This is a genomic window from Gordonia sp. SCSIO 19800 (genome assembly GCF_018132775.1).
GTDB classification, from domain to species: Bacteria; Actinomycetota; Actinomycetes; order Mycobacteriales; family Mycobacteriaceae; genus Gordonia; species Gordonia hongkongensis.
In genome coordinates this window covers 1-4,291 of sequence record NZ_JAGRQM010000047.1, presented here as the reverse complement: position 1 = coordinate 4,291, position 4,291 = coordinate 1, and the positions used below count along the sequence as shown (strand labels likewise).

Sequence of the window (4,291 nt, the reverse complement as noted above, 5' to 3'; positions counted from 1 at the left end):
TCCTCCGACTCCAGTCCGCCGTAGCCACCGCAAACACCTCCATGATCATGGTGTTGCGACGACCAGTTGAATCCGCCCTGACTTCCAGCATCCGAATGATGAATCAGCTCAGCAGCTTTCACCGGATGACCCTCTCGTTTCCGCTGCCACAGCGCCATCCGAAGCGGGACCGTCACCAGCTCCACCGTCTTCGACGTCGAGGCGTGCCACGCCACGATCCGACGTGAGAACACGTCGATGATGAACACCACGTACACCCACCCCGCCCACGTCCGGCAGTAGGTGAAATCGGTCACCCACACCCGGTTCGGCTCGACGGCACTGAACTGTCGATTCACCAGATCCTCCGCACGTACACCATCAGCGGACCGCACGGTCGTACGGACTCCCTTGGACCTTCGAATCCCGTTGTGGCCTAGCACTTTCATCGCTCGATCAACGGCGCCATAGGACACCCCGGGCAGTGTTGTCCGATGCAGATGGGCGCGCATCTTCACCCGCCCGTAGAGGCCCTCCGGAGTCATCTTCCGCCGGCCGTCGTCATCGGTGCGCCAGACCACGGTGCGCACCGCATCGACGACGTGGGCATCGGAGACGGTCCGAGCGGCAGGCGTGCGTGTTCGCGATGCCCGGTAGGTTCGTGCGGCAATCATGCAGCCCTGCTCACGCAAGACCCGACAGATCGACTCGACCGCAAAACCGTTGGCGCGCATCTGATCTATGAACGCCACGATCATCGGTTGCGGCGGTCGAGTTCCCCCGCGAAGAAAGTCGTCGCCGCTTTCAAAATGGCAACGTCCTCTCGCAATTGCTTGTTCTCCGCCTTGAGTCGCTTGATCTCAGCGGACTCCTTCGACGTGGTCCCCGACCGGGCGCCGGCATCGACCTGGGCCTGCACGGCCCACCGACGTACCGTCTCCCCACCGACACCGACCTGCTTGGCGATCGCCTCTGCCGCGGCAGTCAACGACGTGTACTCGCCGCCGTGCGCCTCCAGCAAACGCAAGGCCCTCGAACGGACCTCCGGATCGATCTTCTTAGGCATGTGCTCATCCTTCCTGACTCAGAAGGAAGCGGCATCAAACCAGGGGTGATTCACGGACCTTCTCGGTGAACAAGGGATCTCTCGACAGCTTCCACGAATCCTGTTTGTGCGGAGCCAATCCGAACGCCCGCCACACACGCGACACGGTTGACTGTGACATGTCGAGATGCTCGGCCATCGCCCGCGTCGACCAGTGTGTCGCATTCTTCGGAGTGGTCTCGAGAGTCGCGGTGATCAAGTTTTTGATCTGCTCGTCGTCGACGGTGCGAGGTCGCCCAGGCCGGGGTTCGTCGAGCAACCCCTCGCAGCGGTGCTCGACGAACCGGCCTCGCCAGCGCCGCACGGTACTGCGATTGAGGCCGAGTCGTTGTGCCACTTCAGTATTCGAACCGCCATCAGCGGCGGCGAGAACGATTCGTGAGCGCATCGCCAAACCCGAGGCCGTCGTTCGCCGACGCGCCCACCCTTCGAGCTCACGGCGCTCGTCATCAGTCAGAACAATATCCACTGCTCGCGGACCCCGGGTTGCCATTCCCTAGCCTAACAACCGAACGGAAATTAATGACTCAGGACACTAGATCCGCAGCAACTAACGATTTTCTTTCCGGTGCATACTATAAGAAGATCGCTCAGACCCTTGAACGCGGAAAGTTTGATCTTCTTTTCCTTCCGGATGCTCTCGCAGTCGAGGACAGCTACGGCCATGATCTGCAAACAGGCGTCGGACTGGGCGGCCAGGGCGCGATCGCACTCGAGCCCGCCACGGTGGTGGCGACGATGGCCGCCGTGACCGACCGGTTGGGACTTGGAGCCACCATCTCCACCACGTATTACCCGCCGTTTCACGTCGCCCGTATCCTGGCAACGCTGGATAACCTGTCCGACGGGCGGGTGTCGTGGAACATCGTGACATCGCTGAACGATTCAGAGGCAAAGAACTTCGGAATCGATGCTCATCTTGAACACGACACCCGTTACGACCGCGCGGACGAGTTCGTCGAGGTCGTACGTAAGCTGTGGAACTCGTGGGACGATGATGCGCTGCTGTTGGACAAGATCTGCGGCCGGTTCGCTGATCCTAAGAAAGTTCATTACGTCGATCACCGTGGTGACTGGTTCGACGTGCGCGGCCCCCTGCAAATCCCCCCTTCAAGTCAGCGCGAGCCAGTACTCCTCCAGGCCGGATTGTCGCCTCGCGGTAGACGTTTCGCGGGCCAGTGGGCCGACGCCGTGTTCAGCATCTCGCCGACGCTGGAGATGATGCAGCGCACGTACCAGGACATCAAGGGGCAAGTGAGTGCCGCGGGTCGCAACCCCGACGCCACGAAGGTTTTCACAGCTGTCATGCCCATACTTGGGGAGACCGAGGCGATCGCACGCGATCGCCTCGAATACATCAACGGTCTCGTCCACCCCGAGGTCGGTCTGTCGACGTTGTCGAGTCATAGTGGAATCGACTTGTCCGCCTTCCCCCTAGACGCGAAGTACTCCGACATCGTCGCGAGCTTGGGGGACGCGCACATCCCCACCATGCTCCACATGTTCTCCACGGTTGCGAGCGACGGCGAGGATCTGACACTGGCCGACCTTGGAAAGCGTTATGGCACGAACGTGGGTTTTGTCCCGCAGTGGGGAGGAACGCCCACCCAGATCGCCGACAGACTGGTCGAGTACTTCGATGCGAGAGCGGCTGATGGGTTCATCATCTCCGCCGCCTATCTGCCCGGCGTTTACGAGGACTTTGTCGACCAGGTGGTGCCGCTGTTGCAAGAACGTGGGGTATTCCGCGACGAGTATGAGGGATCAACGCTGCGCGACCACCTCGGCCTGGAACTGCCAAGCGGGGCGGCGGCGCTGTGACCGACACCAGCTCAGCGGTCCACACCCTCGCGTACAGCAACTGCCCTGTTCCCAACGCCCTGCTGGTTGGCCGCGAGTCGCAGTTGCTCGCCGAGGCTGGCATCAATCTGGACGTGCTGGGAGGGCCGCTGGGCTCCTTGCACTTCACCTACGATCATCCCGCTTACACCCGATTCGGCGGAGAGATCCCGCCGTTGGTGAGTGAGGGCCTGCGTGCACCGGGTCGCACACGCCTCCTGGGCGTCACCCTGTTCGAGGGAAAGCTGGGCTTTTACGCGGCCGACCCCACCCTGACCGCACCGGAGCAACTGGCGGGGCATCGTGTCGGCGTATCCGCATCGGCAATCCGGATCCTGCGCGGCGACCTTGGTGACTACCGACAGCTCGACCCGTGGCGCCAGACTCTCGTCGCACTGGGCACTTGGGAGGCGCGAGCCCTGCAGCACACCCTTCGTCACTCCGGCGTAACAGTAAACGATATCGAGCTCGTACCCATTGAGACGGCGGGAGTCGACTTACCGCAGGACCGACTCAGCGCATCGGCATCAGTGAACGGTTCGGACCTCTTTCCCGCCGTCGGGGCCCATCAGGCACAAGTCTTTGCCGGGGGGACGGTCGATGCGCTATTCAGCTGGCTTCCGTGGTCCGCGGAGTTCGAAGACCTCACCGGTGTTAGACCGCTGCGTGACCTGAGCTTGGACAGGACAAGCCACTACGCCAGCGTTTGGACAATCAGCGCGCAACTCGTCGATAAGAACCCGTCACTCGTGCAGCATCTGGTGGATACGGTGGTCCGGGCAGGCTCCTGGGCGCGCGATCATCTGACCGAGACAGTCGCGATTCATGCCCGCAACCTCGGTGTTAGCGAGACTGCGGTGACACGCGGTTTCGGCGAGCACTTCACCGACAACTTAGTACCCACCCTCGACCACGATGCGCTCACTGTCCTTGCTGCGACACAGCGGTACCTGGTCGACCACGATCTGGTGGATAAGGCGATCGACCTGACTGATTGGTCGGCCCCGGAATTTCTGCAGACGAGCCTGCGTACATGCGCGGCCGGCACATCAGCGATTGGAGAATACGAATGACAGTCACCGACGACACGGCGGCGGCCACCGACCGGCGGGCGGGCGATCCTCTCGCGGTGGCTCGAGACCTTGCTGCAAGCTGGCGGGAGGGAATCGTCGAACGGGATCGCGATGGGGGGCCAGCCACCCGTGAGAAAGAGGACTTACGCCTAAGTGGTCTGCTGGCGCTCGCGGTACCCGAGGAGCACGGTGGTTGGGGCGCAGATTGGCCGACGGTCTGAACCGCCCCGGGTCTGTCGGAGGCTCTCGAACCTGTGAAGGATGGAGAGCATGGCAGCACCACGCAAGTACAGTG

2 protein-coding genes and 2 pseudogenes are annotated in these 4,291 nt (G+C 62.2%); 2 read left to right on the top strand and 2 right to left on the bottom strand.

The genetic code is table 11. The features are described 5' to 3' along the window. Positions 1–71: 71 nt before the first annotated feature. Both KB201_RS25030 and KB201_RS24545 read right to left on the bottom strand, forming a co-directional pair. Positions 72–1,045, bottom strand: a pseudogene (locus tag KB201_RS25030) (IS3 family transposase); the annotation flags it as partial. 49 nt (positions 1,046–1,094) lie between these two features. Beyond that, positions 1,095–1,577: pseudogene (locus KB201_RS24545) on the bottom strand (IS630 family transposase); the annotation flags it as partial. 29 nt (positions 1,578–1,606) lie between these two features. Between KB201_RS24545 and KB201_RS24540 the strand changes: the two are divergent. Next, positions 1,607–2,905 carry an LLM class flavin-dependent oxidoreductase gene (locus KB201_RS24540; RefSeq protein ID WP_068970850.1) on the top strand — a complete coding sequence of 433 codons (1,299 nt, stop codon included), beginning with the start codon at positions 1,607–1,609 and terminating at the stop codon, positions 2,903–2,905. Further along, positions 2,902–3,996: a hypothetical protein gene (locus tag KB201_RS24535; protein WP_004022072.1), complete on the top strand. Its 1,095-nt coding sequence runs from the start codon at positions 2,902–2,904 to the stop codon at positions 3,994–3,996. The genes KB201_RS24540 and KB201_RS24535 overlap by 4 nt, the downstream gene beginning before the upstream one ends. Positions 3,997–4,291: the final 295 nt, after the last annotated feature.

Excerpts from the sequence above, each read along its gene's own strand:
- KB201_RS24540 (WP_068970850.1), top strand. The coding sequence starts at position 1,607 with ATGACTCAGGACACTAGATCCGCAGCAACTAACGATTTTCTTTCCGGT.